Raw genomic sequence first — 17,734 nt, forward strand, 5'->3', positions numbered from 1 at the left:
ATAATTTCCTTATTTTTGAATTTTTATGAGCGAATCAAGCTAAATACTTCTGCACGGGCAGCCGCATCTTTCTCAAACATCCCGCGAACAGCAGAGGTGATCGTTTTCGAGCCTGGCTTTTTCACGCCACGCATCGTCATGCACATATGCTCTGCTTCAACAACCACAACCACGCCATGCGGATCGAGCTTGCGCATAATCGCGTCTGCTACTGTCGATGTAATGCGTTCCTGCAACTGTGGGCGTTTGGCAACGGTATCAACCGCACGCGCCAACTTGCTCAGTCCAACCACGCGGCCCCCACGCGGTACGTAAGCGACATGCGCTTTACCGAAAAAGGGAACCAAGTGATGCTCACACATGGAGTAAAACGGAATGTCCTTCACTAACACCATTTCCTCATGATCTTCGCTAAAGACAGTCTCAAAATACTGATCTTCGTCTATATGCATGCCCTCAAATACTTCAGCGTACATTTTCGCAACTCGCTTAGGGGTATCGAGGACTCCTTCTCGATTAGGATCATCCCCTACTGCTTCTAGGATCATGCGAACAGCTTGCTGTATTTTATCCAAATCGACGTTCATCATTGTACCTCCTACGTAACGGCATACGCCTTGTTTCTCATCCAAAAGCTCTGCCTGCTCGCGATCAAAGCCAATCTTACCATATCGTTTTAAAAAAGACAAAAAAATATGCCAGTATTTTCATAGGCAAACTGTATGTACACAGAAAAAAACCCACATTTAATCAATGTGGATTTTTTTATGTAAGTGCTTCGTTCTCAAAAGAAACAACTACTTGATGGAGTCTTTGAGTTGTTTACCTGGTTTAAACGCAGGTACTTTGCTGGAAGCGATTTCGATCTCTTCACCAGTTTGTGGGTTACGACCTTTACGAGCCGCACGTTCACGAACTTCGAAGTTACCAAAGCCGATCAGTTGGACTTTATCACCAGTTTTCAATGCATCTGCAATTGCGTCAAGAACTGCATCAACTGCTTTTGTTGCATCTTTCTTGGTGAGTTCTGTGGTTTCAGCCACTTTTGCAATCAGTTCTGTTTTGTTCATTTTATTCACCTCCCCTCAAAGAACACCAAGTCCTAGCTATTATTTTTCTTAACCGAAACGAAGCGTTTTATACACGAATGGTTGTTTTTACCGATCTGACAAGCTTATAGTAATACACCGATTTCTTAAATTCAAGCCCCTCCTGTCGAAATTGAACGAAATACAAGAAAAAAAGGCATCTCGTCATGTCAGATGCCTTCCCTATATTTGTTGTTTATAGGACTTTGGAACTATTTATTAGAGTATGATCGCAATCAGGCCACCCGATCCCTCGTTGATGATTCGACCTAAAGTCTCCTGTAATTTGTATCTCGCGTTGTCTGGCATCATGGTAATTTTTGCCTGAATACCCTCTCTTACGATGGAATGGAGCGAGCGTCCAAAAATATCGGAGTTCCAGATGGAAAGCGGGTCTTTGTCAAAATCTTGCATCAGATAGCGGACAAGCTCCTCACTCTGCTTCTCTGTTCCGATAATCGGAGCGAATTCAGACTCGACATCCACCCGAATCATGTGAATAGACGGTGCTGTTGCTTTAAGTCTGACTCCAAAGCGCGGCCCCTGGCGGATTAGTTCAGGTTCGTCCAAGGTCATTTCATGCAACGACGGGGCTGCTATACCGTAGCCCGTACTTCGGACCATGTGCAATGCTTCCGCTACCTGATCAAACTCGCGCTTGGCATGTGCGAATTCCTGCATGATTTTCAACAAGTGATCCTTGCCATTTATCTCAACACCGACAATTTCCATCAAGATGCGGTCATACAGTTCATCTGGCGCGTAGAGGTCAATCTCTGCGATCCCTTGCCCCATATGCATACCAGCAAGAGAGGCTCTCTCTACGAAGTCATAGTCATTGAAGAAGCCGACGACACGGTCCACATCGCGTAACCGGCGGATATCCTGCACGGTCTCACGTACGGCTTCCTCGTAGTTCTGACGCAGCCAGTGCCCGTTTTCCAGCACCATTACCCAGCTCGGCAGATTTACATTTACTTCATGAACTGGGAATTCAAACAGAACTTCTCTCATGAGAAGCAAGATTTCCTGCTCTGTCATATGATCAACCGACAAGGCAACGACTGGGACATCGTATTTTTCCTGAAGCTGTAAGCGAAGGTTCTGTGCTTCGTCGGCTCGCGGACGCGTCGAGTTTACAACGATCACGAACGGTTTTCCGACTTCCTTCAGCTCGTTTACAACCCGCTCCTCTGCATCGATGTATCCTACACGCGGTATTTCCGCGATGCTGCCATCCGTTGTCACAACAATCCCGATGGTTGAATGTTCCTGGATAACCTTGCGTGTCCCGACTTCGGCCGCTTCCTCAAATGGTACAGGCTCTTCATACCAAGGTGTATTTACCATTCTTGGGCCATTGTCGTCTTCAAAGCCCTTTGCCCCTTGCACCGTATAGCCAACGCAGTCAACGAGGCGGACATTGATGCTGAGCCCTTCTGTCACATGTACGTTAACAGCCTGATTCGGAACAAATTTGGGTTCGGTTGTCATGATTGTTCGTCCTGAAGCGCTCTGCGGCAACTCGTCTGTCGCTCGTATCCGCTCCGCTTCAGAGTTAATATTCGGGATGACAACTTGCTCCATAAACCGCTTGATAAAGGTAGACTTTCCCGTACGAACAGGGCCTACCACTCCGAGGTAGATGTCTCCGCCCGTCCGTTCGGCAATGTCTTTAAAGATGTCGACTCGTTCCACCATCGATGACCTCCTTCTATTTGTCTATTTTTACACTATGACCGATTTTCCGAATTATCCCTGACCGCCAGTATTTTCGTAGGGAATCTCGTACTAGTTTTGTGGACAGTACAAATATATGTATTTTTGCGTTAACTAGAACAAAAAAAACGACCCTGTTCAGAGTCGTTTTTCGTAAAGCTAATTTAGTTTGAGAAGCCTTGGGTCACCATCGACCATTTCATATGGAAACGATTTCGCTGGCACAAACATCGAATGGCGTGCAAGAACGTACCTCGGGTCTGTTTTTTCCGGCACGGTTACTTTTGTATCCCGAAGCAATTGCGCGATATCCGAAGCATAGTCGATCCCGACTTGTCCTTCAGCGTTCATGACCAGTGGCAATAAGTAAGTCCCCATCGTGGACGGCACCTGCCACGCTTTTAACCCGAGTCGTTCATGATCGATGGAATAGTAGCCATTCCCCAGGTCAGCGAGTACAGGCAGCTTTTCGAAATGTCCCTTGTAACGGTCTACTTCGCTCTGTACATCCGCTACTGTACTTACAGCGGTCAAATGAATGAGCTTCACTGTCGGCTTTGTATCCACATCAATGAGTACGTACTTGTATACGCCACCTTTTTCAAATGCGTTCCCTGGTACATCCGGCATGTATTTAGGGATCATCCTACGGAAATCAATCTCGTATTTTTCAAAAATAGGAGTATCGAGGGGTTTCGTTACGATTGGCAATACTGCTGTGTCTTTTTGGAATTGCTCAATCGCTTTTTCTGTTGCTTCTACAAAAAAGGTACTAGGAATTTGATTCTCTGCTCTGCGCTCATCCGGATACAAGCATCCGGATAAAAGGGAAGACAGAATCGTCAAACTGATCACGAGCTTGAACGATTTTCGCCACGATTGCCACATCTTATGTACACACCTCTTACATTCCATCTTCATTTTCTTTACGTTGTCGCTCGAGTGCAGCGGCTACCACTGATTTCAGCTTGCTTTCTGGAATCCTGACCGTACAATCCTTTTCCGTCGTTTTTGCCTGACAGGCCAAACGAATCCCATTCGCGAGATCCTTTTCAGGCAGCTTGCGCTTTTCCAGCGCCGTTGGCGGGCACAGCAGGCCATTCTCAACGACCACACGGCACATCAGACAAGATGCATGCCCACCGCATCTCTGCGGAATTACGACGCGAGCTGACGAAGCTACACCGACCAAGGTTTGCCCTGACCGCGCCTTCACACTCTTCTTGCTCGGGAGAAAGGTTACTTTCCCCATTTTGTCACTTCCTTTACTAGTACGGCCGATGAGCTACCTTGACTGTTCCTGCTGAAACAATCTTTGTCTGGCAGCCTAATCTGTAGCCTTCTGTGCGTTCAGCCTTGCGCAATCGCAGTTTTTCTTCTGGTGTCACTTCGTTTAAGTACTCTGCTCCTTCCAGAACATGCGTACGGCATTGTGCACATACCCCTCTTTGGCAGGCATGGCCCCACACGACGTTGTTCTTTTTCGCAAGAGCAACAATGGATTCATTCAACTCGATCGAGACTTCATGAATGCCTGCACGAGTAAGTAATGTGATCGTTGACATCGATAATCCTCCCTAGACAAAAATCACAATCAAAATCATGACAAGCACGACGAGTAATAGTAAGAATGCGAAGGTCTTCACCAGGAACCGCAAAAACGCATTGGTTATTTTTCTGGCAAAGATCATAACTAAATTGCAGACGAACATGAGCCCAATGGCAATTAAGGAAATGTTCATCTTTGTCATAGGATCAATATACATCGGGACTGCAGCATCCTTTGCATTTTTTGCTTTATTATACCATACTTCCCCATCTTCGTCTGACGCTTGCGAACCTAATACTAGACATTCGCATAGACTATCGTGATGAATTCGCCCATTGGAGGGATGAAACGTTGAGTAATAAAGTAAATAATCGAAAATGGCGGAATCCATATGCGCCTATACCCAGCAAAAAATTAAGCGACCAAATCGAAAATGTCTCCCTTTCCATTTCACCGAAAAGAATCCTGCCCACGGTTGATTTGCGCACCTCTGTATCGAAAATGCGCCATAACATCAAAGGGATCGGCAGCACGATCCGGCAGGTAGAAGACACGATGGATTCGTTGTACGGGGCGATGGAGATGATGGAGAACCTCGGAAAACGCACGCCTGAGCCTGAGGTCGTTGCCGAAAAGCCTACTGGCAAACGCAAAGCTGCTCCAGAGCCACAAAAGGCAGCAGAAACAGCACCACAGGAATCAGGCTTAGGCAACCTTTTGGGCAATATAGATATCGGGCAATTACTGGGTCTCCTGCAATCCCCATTAGTCCAGAACCTGATTACACAGGTAAGCAGCAACTCCAAGGAACGAAAAAAAGAGGGATAAGATCCCTCTTTTTTTCTTGCAATCTGTAGGTCAGCCATGTCCCTGTAGAGCCATGATTGTTCCTAGTCTTACTGTATGACGGTTTTTGTTGCAGGTAACGGGCATAATCGCCCATTTCTCTTATTTGAGCAGCTTGGTCAAGGTGGACATGTCACCCAGATTGATTTCCTGATTGCGAAACATTTCAATGACCTTATCCTCCTTTTCAGGAGTTAATTGCTTGCCGCTAAGGGTAGCGAGTGTGCGAATGATTTGACGGAGCTTAGTCTCATCTTCAAAATCACTGCGCTTGACCTGACCGGCTAGTGAGCGAAGCTTTTCTTCATCAACATTTTCCGTTGCTTTTCCTTGCAAGCGCTCAAAAAGTCGTTTCGACATATTATTCATGTGAAATCTCCTCCTGCACATGGGCTTTCACCCTATCGTATGTGCAGAAGCCTAAATCGGTGATACTTCATTCATGACTTATTCCGCATCAGGATTGAGGTATGCCATTTCAAAGGTTTTTCCGCGCCCCATCAGTTCTTCCACGCCTTGACGAGCTTCTTTTCCTTCAAACAGCATGCCATACAGAACAGAAGTGATTGGCATTTCCACTTGCTCGCGTTGCGATAAGGAAAAGGCTGCATTTGTTGTCCGAACACCTTCGACGACCATCCCCATCTGCGCCAGTACGTCATCGAGTTTTTTTCCTTGTCCGAGCATATAACCTGCACGCCAGTTTCGGCTGTGTTTACTCGTACATGTGGCAATCAAATCGCCAACACCAGCCAGACCTGAGAACGTAAGCGGCTTAGCACCGAGCTTAATGCCCAGACGGCTAATTTCCGCCAAGCCACGGGTCAACAGCGCTGCCTTAGCGTTATCTCCATACCCTAAGCCATCAGACATCCCTGCACCAAGTGCAATGATGTTCTTCAACGCTCCAGCGATCTCAGCGCCAATCAAATCCGGGTTGGTATACACACGAAAATTCGTATTCATCAGCAAATCCTGAGAGCGCAGCATGCTTTCTTCCGATTCAGACGCCATCACAACTGTCGTTGGTTGCCGTTTGACTACTTCCTCGGCATGGCTCGGTCCTGACAACACAGCCATTCTAGACGCAATCTCTTTCGGCACCTCTTCCGCAATGACTTCTGACATTCGCTTCAGACTTTCCAGTTCAAAGCCTTTTGTCGCATGAATCAAAAGTACATCCGGTTCTAAGTACGGAGCCACTTGCTGACAGATTTGGCGCATGGCATGGGAAGGAACAACGAGAAGAACAATTCGCTTGCCTATTACAGCCTCTTGAATGTTGGTCGTCGCCACTATGTTTACTGAAAGCTTTTCTCCAGGCAGGTATTTTTCATTCACATGCTTGCTGTTTATTTCTTCTGCCAGCTTGGTATCCCGTACCCAAAGCGTAACCTGATGCCCGTTGTCCGCCAAAACAGTCGCAAGTGCCGTTCCCCAGCTTCCGGCCCCAATCACCGTAACATTTTGAATCAATACGTCCCCCTCCACTTTTCTCATGTCCGTTCGTACATTATCCTAGCTTCCGGTTGGACTTATCTCCTAGTTTCCGTTCGTTTCCTGAAAGAAGATTGCGGATATTATTATAATGACGAATGTAAGCAAAGATTGCGATCGCCAAGCTCGCCCAAATAAAGGAAATAGGTTTGTCCAACAAGTAAAGGGTGAATGGAATAACCGTTACGATAACCAATGATCCTAATGAAACAAAGCGAGTGATCGCAATGACTATGACAGCCAACACGGCAGCGATTAAAAAAGCCAAGGGAGAAAAACCTAACACGACACCTAGCGTGGTCGCAATGCCTTTCCCTCCGCGGAATCCAAAAAAGATCGGCCAATTGTGACCGGCGATAACAAACAAGCCTGCCACAGCATACGCTGCCGGGTCTCCTGTCATCAGGTGAGTCAGTCCCATCGCAGCTGTTCCTTTAAGTGCATCAAGAAGGAGAACGGCAATGCCGGGGCCTTTTCCTAACACCCTTAAGGTATTAGTTGCTCCGGCATTTCCGCTGCCATGAGAACGTATGTCAATTCCTGCGACTTTTTTGGCGATAAGATAGCTAAAGCTAATAGAACCGATTAAATAGCTAATCACCCAGGATAATAACACCATGGCGTTTTTCTCTCCCTACGTTTTTTTCCGTGTCCAGATTCTAACTGGTGTGCCTTCAAACACAAAAGCTTCACGGATCTTGTTCTCTATGTAACGTTCATAGGAGAAGTGCATAAGTTCTGGATCGTTCACAAACAAAATGAACGTCGGTGGTTTCACTGTCGCTTGTGTCGCATAGTTGATCTTCAAGCGTTTGCCGCGATCAGATGGTGGAGGTGTACGGATCGTCGCATCTGTTACCAAATCATTGAGAACGCCGGTAGGAACGCGCATAGTATGTGCTTGTGCTACTTCATTAACCTTCGGCAGAATCGTATGGACACGTTGCTTCGATTTTGCAGACACATACATGATCGGAGCGTAATCCAGGTATTTAAATTCTTCGCGGATCAATTCTGTGAAGCGTTGCATCGTTTTGTCGTCTTTTTCAATAGCATCCCATTTGTTCACGACAATAATGACACCACGGCCAGCCTCATGTGCATAACCCGCGATCTTCTTGTCCTGCTCGATAATGCCCTCTTCCCCGTTAATGACAACAAGAACGACATCGGAATCTTCAATGGAACGCATCGCACGCATCACACTGTATTTTTCCGTTGTTTCATACACTTTCCCGCGCTTGCGCATACCTGCCGTATCTACGAGAATGTAGCTCTGGCCATCACGCTCAAATGGCGTGTCGATCGCATCACGGGTCGTTCCGGCAACATCACTGACAATGACTCGCTCTTCACCGAGAATCGCATTCGTCAAGGAAGACTTCCCGACGTTTGGACGACCGATGATGGATACACGAATGATATCGTCTCTTTTCTCTTCGTCATCCTCTGCTGGGAAATGCTGAACCACGTCTTCCAGCATATCGCCCAAGCCAAGACCATGGCTACCCGAGACAGGGAATGGCTCGCCCAAGCCCAAGGAGTAAAAGTCATAAATATCCGCACGCATTTCCGGATTATCCGCTTTGTTCACCGCGAGTACGACAGGTTTTCCTGTCCGATTCAGCATTCGTGACAGTTCAACGTCCGCATCTGTCACACCTGTGCGGCTATCTGCAATCATAATGATGACATCTGCTTCGTCAATCGCAAGCTCTGCCTGGTAACGCATCTGTGTAAGAATCGCGTCGGTCTCGCCAAACTCAATTCCACCGGTATCAATCACATGGAAAGTATGAGTTAACCATTCACCTTTCCCGTACAGGCGGTCACGGGTTACTCCCGGCATATCCTCCACGATCGCGACTCGTTCGCCAATCAATCTGTTAAAAATCGTGGACTTTCCCACGTTGGGTCTCCCCACAATGGCTACCACTGGTAATCCCATAATCAACAACACTCTCTCTCATTTTACGTTTTGACTAGCTAATCATACCATACACTACTTATGCCGAACAATGATAAGGGTATCGTCGCTCACTTCATGCACCATCGCGTCCAGTATCTTTTCCAGCGTGAAAGCCGTTTGCTGCATCTTCTCCGTGGTAGATTCGATAAAAATCGGGACACCACCCGCAATCCTGTCTTTGTTCGTCGTAATCACCGACAAGATTAATCCTGTCATGGCCTACAGCTCCTTTTTCACCATTCTAGTCTTCGTTGGCATTCGGAAGACGCTTTCGAGAATTGGGACTGCACGAATGACGGACGTTGCGCGTTCCACATCTTTTTCTTGCGGTAATAAAAATACACCCAGTCTCCCTGACTGTATATCACGTTTTACCAATGGTGATAGCGATGGCTCTCCCGTATCTGTATAAACGCCGAGCTGCGTCGCGACATCGTGCAATATCGCTTGCCGCTGTCCTGGGTGGGCAATCGTGACCTTGGCATTGGCATCCCTCGGTGTCAGAATAAAACCCACACCTTGCTCACGTATGATCTCTTGGGCATCTGCCAACCCGACGTTCATGATGTAAATGTCGTTCACATACAAGTCTCTTCCTTCCATTCTCACTTCCCCCGGCTCGATCTCTGCAATCAGCGACAGTGTTTTTCCAGAGCGCAGCTTGCGAGAAATCATCAAGGCGATGACACCCGCGATGACACCTCCCCACCAATGAAAAAGGATGGTAGCCGTCGTTGTCACCAAAGAAGTAAACATGACCATGTAATTGCGTCCTTCAAACACCATTGCGATTCCTTCGATGTAAGGACCACCACGGGGCACTAGCTCCTGCTTATCGATCTCTGTGAGCGTAGTGCGTTCCATGTTCCTGACATCGCGGAATTGCTGAGCAGCCACCGTTAAAAATGTGACCGCCGTGTAATTCTCCTTGAGCAGGGCGGGAATCGCTATCGCTCCGAGCGCGGATGCAATCACCCCAAGTGAAATGTGAATAATTTTTCCGTGGGGATAGGTTGGATATTGTCGATAATCTGTTCGCAAAAGATGAATCCGGCACATAATGCCGAATAGGAAACCCAGAACTAATGGAAAAACATATTCGTAAGCTAGCAATTCCTTCAACACCCTAGCGTCACCTGCCCGTATCGGAATGGGAAGACTCTGTTTCTGTTCTACCAAGAATACGACGAATCGCAGACCAGACGATGCTGACGAGAGCCCATAGTGATATGCCACTCCACAAGAGATCTTGCGCATACTCCGATCCCCATTGACAGGAACCCGACAATTTCCAAAAATAAAGCGAATGTATCACATCTGCGAGTGGGATGGCGAACGTGAGCTGAAACAGTTGGCCCAGATTCGTTCTGCTCATCAAAAAAATCGTACTGACTCCAACAGCGGGTACGATGATCCTCTCATCCCAAAACAGCAAGATCGGATCGGTAAAAAACAGCCAGCGCAGCCAAAATAGCAAAAGGGCCGTTGCAAGCGCACTCAGCAAGTACAATCTGCGTATTTTGGACATGAGCTTGGTGTAGAGGACAATGCTTCCGATCAGTGGCAATATCGTTCCACTTAGACTAACTTGAATGGGGGCAAAATAGATTTCCCAGTTCACAAACGTACAAATTAAAAACGCACTGATCACTGCGAGCACTCGTCTGCGTTCCATCTTCATGTTTTGCAGCTGCAAGTCAAAGCTTCCCATCCAGACAAGACACAGCAAAGACCACTGGATGAGGATCGCAACGGTTCCCTCGTTCATGTTCATCTCCTCAAAATGATGGTTGTCTCCCCCAAAAGTATGCCTCAATCAAGGAAATTTCATGAATCGAATGCTCGTCCACTAACTAACGTTGCGCCAGTCTCTCCAATTGGATGTGACGAAGCCTAGCTCTCTCCGCTGTTTTTCCCGTGATCATAACAGGAGTACAAACTGCGTCTGCCAGACCTTTCATACCTAGTGCCGTCATCGCCACACGAATTTGGTGATGCCATCTGTCTACGGTAGACAAGCATCCTTCCAGAGATTCGCGTTGAACCAGACGCAGCATTGCCCCCGCCATCCCGACAGCGGACGCGCCTAAAGAAGCGGCTTTGACTACATCGAGACCATGACGAACACCGCCTGTTGCTATGTACGACATTCCCGGATGACCGACAGCATTCGCTTCCAGCAAGCTCTCTACCGTCGTGAATCCCCAATCTTCAAACATCGTGTGAGGATGATCACTACGCATATTTTCGACTTGAGCAAAATTTGTTCCGCCCCTTCCACCCACATCGATGGTTCTGATCCCGATTTCTATGAGTTTCTCGATTGATTCCTTCGCCATGCCAAAACCGACTTCTTTGACCATAACCGGTACATCCAGACTCTCCCTGATTGCTTGAATCCTCTCGAGATAGCCGCGAAAATCCCGATCTCCCTCTGGCATCAGCAGCTCTTGCATGACATTTAGATGGATTTGCAGTCCGTTCGCTTCGATCATCTCCACCGCTGCTGTTGCCTGCTCCACTGTCGCTTCCGCCCCAACATTTGCAAACAAGATCCCCTGTGGATGTTCCCTTCTGACAATCCGATAGCTATCCGTAACATCCGGATCACGCAGAGCTGCCATTTGTGAGCCAACAGCCATAGCCAGATTGCGTTCCCTCGCAATGATCGCCAGTTTTTGATTGATTTGCGTAGTCCCACCAGCTCCACCCGTCATCGCATTAATCATAATCGGTGAGGAGAGTCGTAAGGATGCGATCTCGGTGTCCAGTGAAGTTTCAGCAAATGCTGCATTCGGCAAGCTGTTTGGAACAAAGCTAACATCATCAAAACTATTCGCACCATTTTCCCCGGTAACAAGAGCATTTCGAATATGGTCCAGTTTCCTAATCGAACGACGATCCATTCTACCCCTCCTAGACTTTCACTCCCAGAAAAAAGGGATACGCCAGAGCGTATCCCCATGAGTCCTACTTTTTATCTTACTTGAACTTGTCTTTCAGATCACCGAACAACTCGCCCAATGTCACGCCCATTGGTTGGTTGTTTTCTTGCGTGAATTGTTGCTGTTCACGCTTGCTCGCACGTTCTGCCTGCTCCACACGGTCTTCTTCTACTGCACGGATGCTGAGGCTAATGCGCTGTTCTTGTGGAACAACATCCAAAACTTTCACTTGTACTTCTTGGCCCTCTTTCAAAACCTCACTCGGTGTATTCACCCGGCGATTTGCAATTTGCGAGATGTGTACCAGGCCTTCGATTCCAGGAGCCAGCTCAATAAATGCACCGAAGGACACCAAACGTTTTACAGTTCCATTCAAAATAGAGCCCGCTTTGAAATCTTCTGCAACGCTCGCCCATGGACCTGCTTGCGTTTCCTTAATGCTAAGGCCAATGCGCTCGTTTTCACGGTCAATTTTGAGGACCTTCACTTGCACCTTGTCGCCTTCCTTCACGACATCGGACGGCTTATCTACACGGTTCCAAGCAAGTTCAGATACGTGAACCAATCCATCAACACCACCGATATCCACGAATACGCCGAAATCGGTCATGCGCTGAACCGTTCCTTCCAATACTTGACCCACTTGGATTTTATCCATAATGGATTGCTTTTGCACTTTTACTTCGTCTTCCAAAACTGCTTTGTGGGACAGGATGACTTTATTCTTTTCCTTATCCATTTCTACTACTTTCAAAGCCAATGTTTTGCCTTTGTAATCAGAGAAATCTTCAACGAAATGACGCTCTACCATGGAAGCCGGAATGAAGCCGCGAACGCCTACATCAACAACCAGGCCGCCCTTCACTACTTCTTTCACGGACGCTTCGATGATCTCACCCGCTTGCATTTTTTGCTCAAGATCAGACCAAGAAGATTCCATCGCTACGGCTTTCTTGGAAACAACGAGCTCTTCTTTCTCGTCGTTTAGCTTGATGACTTTCACTTCGAAAGTATCACCAACCGCTACTACATCAGATACCTTTTCAACATGCAGTGGAGACAGTTCGCTGATAGGAATCAGACCATCGTACTTGTAACCTAGATCTACAAGCGCTTGTTTGTCCTCAACTTTTGTTACGGTTGCTTTTACGACATCTCCTACGGAAATGGTTGTTGCATCCGTCAAGCTTACGTTCGTTTCTTCCATCATTCAAAAGACCTCCTTAATACCATCCAGTCCCAAACGTCTATGTACAGGTTGTGTACAACCTCACTACACGAAGCGGGAGCATGTATATTTTTAACTGTCGCCTGATGGCTGGCAGTTAGTACTGATGAAGCCAGTAAGTTCCAGCAGATTTAGTATTCGTCCCTTTAGCAATTCTATACCGTTTGCTAAGAGAGATGCTGGTTCCGTAATTGCTTGATGTGCTCCATAATCAGATCGCTCGCTTCCTTCAACGTATCTGCGCTTGATTTGGCCTCGCGCAGTTGAGTCAGATCGATCGGTTTACCGTAAACGATCTTAATGGAACGAAACGGCCGATATGGCCCGATAATGGCTACCGGAATGACCGCGGCTTCTGATTTGAGAGCGAACATCGCCACACCCGGCATTGCTTCCCCTGGTTCCCCTGTTTTGCTGCGAGTTCCCTCAGGAAAGATTCCAAAGATTTTTCCATCTTCCAGCAATTTGAGAGTCGTGCGAATGGCCGCACGATCTCCTGCACCCCGTTTGACCGGAAATGCACCGAATTTAGTAATGAGAAAGGATATGACCGGAATTTTGAAAAGCTCTTCTTTGGCCATGAAATGAACCTGACGCTCGATACCACTCCCGAGAAGAGGTGGATCCCACAAAGAAATATGGTTGGCACAAAGGATCACTGGGCCTTCCTTAGGTATATGTTCACGCCCGATCACTTGCCAACGAAAGACAAGCGAAAAAATTATGCGAAAAAAACCTCTGAATAAACGATAGTAACTCAATGGGTTGACTCTCCCGTTCGCTCGCAGATTTGCAAGATGCGATCGACCACCTGATCAATGGTCATTCCTGTTGTGTCTACCAAAACGGCATCTTCCGCTTGGCGCAACGGCGCGACTTCTCTCTGCATGTCCCGTCGATCTCGCTCTTCGATTTCTTTTTCCAGCTCAGATAAGTCTGTCTGGGTACCTTTTGCGAGTAGTTCCTTCCAGCGGCGTTCTGCACGCTCTTGGATGGAGGCCGTCAGAAATATCTTCACATCTGCATCAGGCAAAACATGAGTACCGATATCTCTACCGTCCATGACGACATTGCCTTGAGTCGCCAATCGTCGCTGGAGCACAAGCATTTGTTCACGTACGGAACCGTAGCTCGCTACAATGGAGGCGTACTGGCTCACTTCTGTGGAACGTATCCAGCTTGTGACATCGATTTCATTCCAGTATACATGTTGCTGTCCGTTTTCCCGAACCAGTTGAATCTTGTTTTTTTGCAAAAGTTCGGAAACTGCAGACTCATCGTTGATAGGGAGCTGATGATGGTGGACTGCCCAAGCGAGGGCACGATACATGGCACCCGTGTCAATGTACACGTATTCCAGTTGTCCCGCTACTTTTTGGGCGACAGTGCTTTTGCCTGCTCCCGCTGGTCCATCAATGGCAATGTTCATTACTTCTCACCTGCTATGTACGTTAGTTCGGATGGGAATAAAACAAGAAAAGCTTCTGTCGAAGCCCTTTCCCATTCTTTGTGTGATGAAAAACGATATTGCGTTTTTCGGATTTGGCTGTGACCACTAATGGTCTACAAAAAAACGATCCAAGACCGTTTTCTATGTTATCTATAATAGTACCATAGTATGGAAGCATGCGCAAACCTTTAGGGCTCTCTGGACACGCCTTCCAAGCGCTCTGTTTCGATTAATACTAGTCTTGCGGGAACGTACTGAATGAGGACTTCGCCTATGGTCAGTACAATCGCACATACGACAATTCCAATCATGATGCCTTTTTCTACCCGTTTGGAAAAGCTGCGAAAACGATCGTTGTACTGACTGGTCAATAGGGTCACTTCCTCTGATGAAGCGTCAATCCACAACGCCTTTTTTGCGAAGCTCTAGCTGTCTCTCGTAACACGCTCTAACCACTTTTGCCCGATCTTGCTCACTGATTTGGGTGAACTTACCCGAAATCCATTGGTGCAAACCTTTTTCTTCCGCCGGTTTTTGTCTGACGATTTCCATCTCAACAAAAGCATGTTGAACCTGTCCATTTTTGCTTGGAAGGGAAATCCAGACGTGCAAGTTGTCTTTTTCCTTCAAATGAAAGCTTTCCTCACAGCTAAAAGACAGCCCACCACCGCTGATATCCAGCGTTCGTGCCAGAAAATGATAGCGTCGAATCGGATCATCCAGTTTGACTGCGATGTCTACCGTGGTGTCAATTCTCAAGTAGTTTCGTCGCTGTGTGCGCACAATCTCCTCTTTCGCCGGGAGTTGCAAAAGCAGTACAGGAATGTGGTTGTTTTGCCTGCCGACAATCGCAGAGCGGAATTCATAGCGTGAGCCATCCTCGCCAACATACCAAACCAAGCATTCTGTCCCTGGTTGAAATATCCCAGTCCGTCCAGTGTTTTCGCTGGTTGGCAACTCGATGGAAGCTACATCATCCTTCAAATCAGCCACTCGGCTTTTGAACGTTTGCAGCTCCATTTCTTCTGAGGAACTCGTGAAGTTTAGTCTGATTGTTTGTCCTATTCGTGGAAGCATCATAAAGTAAATGTTCCTCCCCTTCCCTATCACCCTTTCCATTATATACCCTTTTGTTTCGAATCAGCAAATAGGGAAAGCCGCTAAAAAACTAGCTTTCCCCATGATTTTTCAAACGCTATTGTCCCTCGTTCTGTGCTGATCCCGTTTCCATTTTCACAACTTCTTCTTCTTCTCCATTCATGGCGTTGATATAGACCATGTACGAATTTCCTTCAAAGCTACCTGTCATTTCCCATGTCAATACTTCTTTTCCATCGTTTTTCCCTTCGATGAGAGCAAGGCGTTGATCCGTCACTTTTACACTCGGATTGACTTTTTTCCTTGCTTCTTCTTTCGTGAGACGAGGCTCGGAGAGAATTCTCTTTTTGTGATTAAACAGATACTCCGTCGAGTTAAAGGCAGTAACCTCTCCATTGTCCAACGCGATCTCGACGACCACCCCGTCAGGATAAATTCTGACGCCATCCTGAACAGGCACAAACGTAAAGAGTGCGTTGCGGTCGTAGCTGTCAATCTCGGAGACCTGCATATTGTCAAATCCGTGGTTACGCAAGAACACGCGACCTTTTTCTTCCGCCTGTGTCATGTCCAGCTTTTCCTCACCAACCCCACGCTCGTTCATCATCCAAACCACTTTACCGCCGCGTTTGGTGACATCGAGGTTAATGCCTGTCTTGTGTCCTTTTGGCGTGACACGTACACTATACGCCGAGTATTCCTGCCCCTTGCCGTTCTCATTCACTTCTACTTTTGCATCCCCTGGCTTCAACCCGAGAAACGCCAGTGCATTCTTCTCTGCTTCCTCTTTGGTGGCTGCTTTGCCATCGATCCCTTTGATTCGCTGCTGCTTTTTCTTATCGAGACTCTGTATCCCGACGCCCCAGTCTAAATCAGGGTATTCCTGCACTTTTTTCTCAATGGTTTGGAAGCCATCGATGATGGAATTGTCCTCTTTGCTTTTATTGGAGGCCAATGCCGTCTCGACATCCATCCACCTCAATTGTTTGTCCATCGCGAGGGTTTGTACCTTGCGTAGCTCATCCTGGATATCCTTTGCTTGGGTGTGCAGGCTCTTCAAGGTCTTGTATTCACTTTGGCTCAATGGCTGCTTGTCCAGATCACGCACAGCGACGCGATAAGAAAAATCTGCGACCCTCGACAGCATTTCTTCGGTTTTGCTAAACGCCATCAAGGTCAGTGGGAGTTGTCCGACATCCGCTTGTGCCGCATAGGAAAGCCGCCAAACACTCGTCAAAATGGGGGTCATTTGTCTGCGCGAGTTGACTACCAGCGATTTGCCAAGCTCATCGTGCAGCTTGTCCACATGATAAGTGAGATCGTGAAAAGCTCGTTGATATGAGTTTTCCGCTTTGATCAGGACCGAGTTCTTCTCATTGTGCTCCTGATATCCCCACACGCCAGCGCCTATTAAGGCAACCAGGGCAATGGGAAATAACACACGTGCTGTTGCTCCATATACCATCCCTTGCCACTCCTCCTTTGATTACGTATCCATCATCTGCAAAAGATGTGTTTCCCGATCTTTTTGACCTGCGGCCTGGTCCAAATCCAACCGGATGTTGCTGTATCCGGATTAAAATAGTACGTGCAGCCTCCCGACGGGTCCCAGCCATTTAGCGCATTCTTCACTGCTTTCGTCGCACTTTCATTCGGTGTCAGCCATATTTGACCATCAGCAACTGCTGTAAAAGCACGTGGTTCGAATATTACAGCCGAGGGCGTATCAGGAAACGAAGGACTCTTGACGCGGTTCAAAATAACGGCTGCGACAGCTACTTGTCCTTCAAACGGCTCTCCTCTTGCCTCCCCGTAAACAGCATTCGCCATGATTTTCAAATCATTGTCAGAGACCCGTGAAGGATGAAAGCTGGCTAGGGTTTTGGCAGTATTTTTCTTTGTAGCAGGTGCGGCCATCTGCTGTTCTTGTACGGCAGCTACATTCTTTTCTTTCCAGACAACCTTGTATCCACTCAAGCCAGCTGCTACCAACATCACTAACACACCTGCGATCCAGATTGTACGCACGGCTGAATCCTCCTTGGCATGTATTGAAATCTTTGCATAGTGTTGGTGGAGGAAGAATGGATTATGCATGTAAATCTGGATATAGAAAAAGACCGATGCTATTTGCATCGGCCCACATAGATTTGTCACGCTTTTTCAGTTGGGAAAGGAAAAGATCAGGACTCATCAATCCGAAAATGCTTATCGTTGTCACACAGGCATTGCTTGAACCCTGTTTCTATTTGCCCTCCAGGTTCTCGATGACCACGCAGTGTAAACTTTTCTCCACATACATTGCATTGAATTGTCACTTTTGCTCGTTCGGTTTTTAGCACGTA

Annotated in this window: 24 protein-coding genes; 1 reads left to right on the plus strand and 23 read right to left on the minus strand. The window is 47.3% G+C overall.

The annotated features are described in order from the left end of the window. Positions 1-23: 23 nt before the first annotated feature. The 7 genes from folE to POF51_RS04110 form a co-directional block, all read right to left on the minus strand. Entirely contained in the window at positions 24-590 is a 567-nt protein-coding gene (gene folE / locus POF51_RS04080; protein ID WP_017248108.1) for a GTP cyclohydrolase I FolE, read from the minus strand. Positions 591-797: 207 nt separating this feature from the next. Then, positions 798-1,070: an HU family DNA-binding protein gene (locus POF51_RS04085; RefSeq protein ID WP_005831316.1), complete on the minus strand. Its 273-nt coding sequence runs from the start codon at positions 1,068-1,070 to the stop codon at positions 798-800. Positions 1,071-1,307: 237 nt separating this feature from the next. Then, positions 1,308-2,786, minus strand: coding sequence for a stage IV sporulation protein A (spoIVA, locus tag POF51_RS04090; RefSeq protein WP_069845504.1), 1,479 nt, complete (start codon positions 2,784-2,786; stop codon positions 1,308-1,310). Between the two features lie 180 nt (positions 2,787-2,966). After that, positions 2,967-3,695 carry a hypothetical protein gene (locus POF51_RS04095; protein ID WP_271754024.1) on the minus strand — a complete coding sequence of 243 codons (729 nt, stop codon included), beginning with the start codon at positions 3,693-3,695 and terminating at the stop codon, positions 2,967-2,969. Positions 3,696-3,711: 16 nt separating this feature from the next. Further along, positions 3,712-4,059: a 2Fe-2S iron-sulfur cluster-binding protein gene (locus POF51_RS04100; protein ID WP_271754026.1), complete on the minus strand. Its 348-nt coding sequence runs from the start codon at positions 4,057-4,059 to the stop codon at positions 3,712-3,714. A gap of 16 nt (positions 4,060-4,075) precedes the next feature. After that, positions 4,076-4,372, minus strand: a complete 297-nt coding sequence (locus tag POF51_RS04105; protein WP_271754029.1) for a 2Fe-2S iron-sulfur cluster-binding protein — start codon at positions 4,370-4,372, stop codon at positions 4,076-4,078. A 12-nt stretch (positions 4,373-4,384) separates the two neighbouring features. Beyond that, the gene (locus POF51_RS04110; RefSeq protein ID WP_017248104.1) at positions 4,385-4,573 is read right to left on the minus strand and encodes a DUF2768 family protein; all 189 of its coding nucleotides are present in this window, start codon (positions 4,571-4,573) and stop codon (positions 4,385-4,387) included. A 134-nt stretch (positions 4,574-4,707) separates the two neighbouring features. Between POF51_RS04110 and POF51_RS04115 the strand changes: the two genes are divergently transcribed. Continuing rightward, entirely contained in the window at positions 4,708-5,184 is a 477-nt protein-coding gene (locus POF51_RS04115; RefSeq protein WP_069845426.1) for a hypothetical protein, read from the plus strand. A gap of 120 nt (positions 5,185-5,304) precedes the next feature. On the opposite strand, the gene POF51_RS04120 is transcribed toward POF51_RS04115, so the two are convergent. The 16 genes from POF51_RS04120 to POF51_RS04195 form a co-directional block, all read right to left on the minus strand. After that, positions 5,305-5,571: a stage VI sporulation protein F gene (locus tag POF51_RS04120; protein ID WP_007716506.1), complete on the minus strand. Its 267-nt coding sequence runs from the start codon at positions 5,569-5,571 to the stop codon at positions 5,305-5,307. 78 nt (positions 5,572-5,649) lie between these two features. Beyond that, on the minus strand, positions 5,650-6,702 hold the full coding sequence (locus tag POF51_RS04125) for an NAD(P)H-dependent glycerol-3-phosphate dehydrogenase (RefSeq protein WP_069845427.1): 1,053 nt from the start codon (positions 6,700-6,702) through the stop codon (positions 5,650-5,652). 13 nt (positions 6,703-6,715) lie between these two features. Further along, entirely contained in the window at positions 6,716-7,318 is a 603-nt protein-coding gene (gene plsY / locus POF51_RS04130) for a glycerol-3-phosphate 1-O-acyltransferase PlsY (protein ID WP_017248100.1), read from the minus strand. A gap of 15 nt (positions 7,319-7,333) precedes the next feature. Then, entirely contained in the window at positions 7,334-8,647 is a 1,314-nt protein-coding gene (gene der / locus POF51_RS04135) for a ribosome biogenesis GTPase Der (RefSeq protein WP_069845505.1), read from the minus strand. A gap of 54 nt (positions 8,648-8,701) precedes the next feature. Beyond that, complete coding sequence (locus POF51_RS04140; protein ID WP_017248098.1) at positions 8,702-8,884, minus strand: capping complex subunit for YIEGIA; 183 nt, start codon at positions 8,882-8,884, stop codon at positions 8,702-8,704. 3 nt (positions 8,885-8,887) lie between these two features. Next, positions 8,888-9,793: a YIEGIA family protein gene (locus POF51_RS04145; protein WP_069845428.1), complete on the minus strand. Its 906-nt coding sequence runs from the start codon at positions 9,791-9,793 to the stop codon at positions 8,888-8,890. Positions 9,794-9,800: 7 nt separating this feature from the next. Next, positions 9,801-10,436, minus strand: a complete 636-nt coding sequence (locus POF51_RS04150; protein WP_069845429.1) for a YphA family membrane protein — start codon at positions 10,434-10,436, stop codon at positions 9,801-9,803. Positions 10,437-10,521: 85 nt separating this feature from the next. Continuing rightward, positions 10,522-11,574, minus strand: coding sequence for a type 2 isopentenyl-diphosphate Delta-isomerase (fni, locus tag POF51_RS04155; protein ID WP_106835991.1), 1,053 nt, complete (start codon positions 11,572-11,574; stop codon positions 10,522-10,524). A 76-nt stretch (positions 11,575-11,650) separates the two neighbouring features. Then, positions 11,651-12,823 carry a 30S ribosomal protein S1 gene (gene rpsA / locus POF51_RS04160; protein WP_069845431.1) on the minus strand — a complete coding sequence of 391 codons (1,173 nt, stop codon included), beginning with the start codon at positions 12,821-12,823 and terminating at the stop codon, positions 11,651-11,653. Between the two features lie 185 nt (positions 12,824-13,008). Then, positions 13,009-13,602: a lysophospholipid acyltransferase family protein gene (locus POF51_RS04165; protein ID WP_017248093.1), complete on the minus strand. Its 594-nt coding sequence runs from the start codon at positions 13,600-13,602 to the stop codon at positions 13,009-13,011. Further along, on the minus strand, positions 13,599-14,270 hold the full coding sequence (cmk, locus tag POF51_RS04170; RefSeq protein WP_271754038.1) for a (d)CMP kinase: 672 nt from the start codon (positions 14,268-14,270) through the stop codon (positions 13,599-13,601). The genes POF51_RS04165 and cmk overlap by 4 nt, the downstream gene beginning before the upstream one ends. A gap of 209 nt (positions 14,271-14,479) precedes the next feature. Beyond that, the gene (locus POF51_RS04175) at positions 14,480-14,662 is read right to left on the minus strand and encodes a hypothetical protein (RefSeq protein WP_016740005.1); all 183 of its coding nucleotides are present in this window, start codon (positions 14,660-14,662) and stop codon (positions 14,480-14,482) included. A gap of 25 nt (positions 14,663-14,687) precedes the next feature. Next, positions 14,688-15,371, minus strand: coding sequence for a flagellar brake protein (locus tag POF51_RS04180; RefSeq protein ID WP_271754039.1), 684 nt, complete (start codon positions 15,369-15,371; stop codon positions 14,688-14,690). 115 nt (positions 15,372-15,486) lie between these two features. Beyond that, positions 15,487-16,854, minus strand: a complete 1,368-nt coding sequence (gene ypeB / locus POF51_RS04185; RefSeq protein ID WP_069845434.1) for a germination protein YpeB — start codon at positions 16,852-16,854, stop codon at positions 15,487-15,489. A gap of 32 nt (positions 16,855-16,886) precedes the next feature. Then, positions 16,887-17,546 carry a cell wall hydrolase gene (locus tag POF51_RS04190; RefSeq protein WP_069845435.1) on the minus strand — a complete coding sequence of 220 codons (660 nt, stop codon included), beginning with the start codon at positions 17,544-17,546 and terminating at the stop codon, positions 16,887-16,889. Between the two features lie 26 nt (positions 17,547-17,572). Beyond that, positions 17,573-17,731 carry a hypothetical protein gene (locus POF51_RS04195; protein WP_007716480.1) on the minus strand — a complete coding sequence of 53 codons (159 nt, stop codon included), beginning with the start codon at positions 17,729-17,731 and terminating at the stop codon, positions 17,573-17,575. Positions 17,732-17,734: the final 3 nt, after the last annotated feature.

Origin of the sequence: Brevibacillus sp. AG, from assembly GCF_028369215.1 — a bacterium.
Taxonomy (GTDB): Bacteria; Bacillota; Bacilli; order Brevibacillales; family Brevibacillaceae; genus Brevibacillus; species Brevibacillus porteri.

Excerpts from the sequence above, each read along its gene's own strand:
- folE (WP_017248108.1), bottom strand. The coding sequence starts at position 590 with ATGATGAACGTCGATTTGGATAAAATACAGCAAGCTGTTCGCATGATC.
- POF51_RS04085 (WP_005831316.1), bottom strand. The coding sequence starts at position 1,070 with ATGAACAAAACAGAACTGATTGCAAAAGTGGCTGAAACCACAGAACTC.
- POF51_RS04095 (WP_271754024.1), bottom strand. The coding sequence starts at position 3,695 with ATGTGGCAATCGTGGCGAAAATCGTTCAAGCTCGTGATCAGTTTGACG.
- POF51_RS04100 (WP_271754026.1), bottom strand. The coding sequence starts at position 4,059 with ATGGGGAAAGTAACCTTTCTCCCGAGCAAGAAGAGTGTGAAGGCGCGG.
- POF51_RS04105 (WP_271754029.1), bottom strand. The coding sequence starts at position 4,372 with ATGTCAACGATCACATTACTTACTCGTGCAGGCATTCATGAAGTCTCG.
- POF51_RS04110 (WP_017248104.1), bottom strand. The coding sequence starts at position 4,573 with ATGTATATTGATCCTATGACAAAGATGAACATTTCCTTAATTGCCATT.
- POF51_RS04120 (WP_007716506.1), bottom strand. The coding sequence starts at position 5,571 with ATGAATAATATGTCGAAACGACTTTTTGAGCGCTTGCAAGGAAAAGCA.
- POF51_RS04125 (WP_069845427.1), bottom strand. The coding sequence starts at position 6,702 with ATGAGAAAAGTGGAGGGGGACGTATTGATTCAAAATGTTACGGTGATT.
- plsY (WP_017248100.1), bottom strand. The coding sequence starts at position 7,318 with ATGGTGTTATTATCCTGGGTGATTAGCTATTTAATCGGTTCTATTAGC.
- der (WP_069845505.1), bottom strand. The coding sequence starts at position 8,647 with ATGGGATTACCAGTGGTAGCCATTGTGGGGAGACCCAACGTGGGAAAG.
- POF51_RS04140 (WP_017248098.1), bottom strand. The coding sequence starts at position 8,884 with ATGACAGGATTAATCTTGTCGGTGATTACGACGAACAAAGACAGGATT.
- POF51_RS04150 (WP_069845429.1), bottom strand. The coding sequence starts at position 10,436 with ATGAACGAGGGAACCGTTGCGATCCTCATCCAGTGGTCTTTGCTGTGT.
- fni (WP_106835991.1), bottom strand. The coding sequence starts at position 11,574 with ATGGATCGTCGTTCGATTAGGAAACTGGACCATATTCGAAATGCTCTT.
- rpsA (WP_069845431.1), bottom strand. The coding sequence starts at position 12,823 with ATGATGGAAGAAACGAACGTAAGCTTGACGGATGCAACAACCATTTCC.
- cmk (WP_271754038.1), bottom strand. The coding sequence starts at position 14,270 with ATGAACATTGCCATTGATGGACCAGCGGGAGCAGGCAAAAGCACTGTC.
- POF51_RS04180 (WP_271754039.1), bottom strand. The coding sequence starts at position 15,371 with ATGATGCTTCCACGAATAGGACAAACAATCAGACTAAACTTCACGAGT.
- ypeB (WP_069845434.1), bottom strand. The coding sequence starts at position 16,854 with ATGGTATATGGAGCAACAGCACGTGTGTTATTTCCCATTGCCCTGGTT.